Raw genomic sequence first — 824 nt, 5'->3', positions numbered from 1 at the left:
TTGCGCTTAAGTTCATGGCGACATACGCCATTTAGAAAATAACTGCAACTTACATAAAGTTTCGCACCATGTTCATGGCGACATACGCCATTTAGAAAAGCAAAATCTATCTCTGGCTCATATTTATACTGTTCATGGCGACATACGCCATTTAGAAACAGATCATACCAATCATAGGCTTAGTTATGCAGTTCATGGCGACATACGCCATTTAGAAAAAAGCTACCAAGTGACGCTGTTTATTCGCAATGTTCATGGCGACATACGCCATTTAGAAAATTGAGAGAAATTGCGGTGAGCATGGTGTACTGTTCATGGCGACATACGCCATTTAGAAATAATAGCTTGTGACGACAAATGCCCGCTATATGTTCATGGCGACATACGCCATTTAGAAACCAAAATAAAGTAAAAAATAATTGTAAATAATGTTCATGGCGACATACGCCATTTAGAAAAGTACGAAGATTACTGCAATCAAGACTACGAGGTTCATGGCGACATACGCCATTTAGAAAACCATGAAAAGCATAGAACAGTTTGTTGTTGGGTTCATGGCGACATACGCCATTTAGAAACAAGACTTACCACCACCACGGCCACCATGAAAGTTCATGGCGACATACGCCATTTAGAAAAAGCACGTATTGCGAATAAACAGCGTCACTTGGTTCATGGCGACATACGCCATTTAGAAAGTTCATCGGCAAATGGAAAATAATTATAAATAGTTCATGGCGACATACGCCATTTAGAAATTCGCAAAAAAGAGCGGGAAGCACGAAAACGCGTTCATGGCGACATACGCCATTTAGAAAACCTTG

1 CRISPR repeat array is annotated in these 824 nt (G+C 40.3%).

The features are described from left to right. Positions 1–10 precede the first annotated feature (10 nt). Positions 11–818: a CRISPR direct-repeat array (repeat unit 28 nt; unit sequence GTTCATGGCGACATACGCCATTTAGAAA). Positions 819–824 lie beyond the last annotated feature (6 nt).

Source organism: Acinetobacter sp. CIP 102529, assembly GCF_000368325.1.
GTDB classification, from domain to species: Bacteria; Pseudomonadota; Gammaproteobacteria; order Pseudomonadales; family Moraxellaceae; genus Acinetobacter; species Acinetobacter parvus.
The sequence above is the reverse complement of the archived record's forward strand: the minus strand, read 5'-3'. Positions and strand labels throughout refer to the sequence as shown.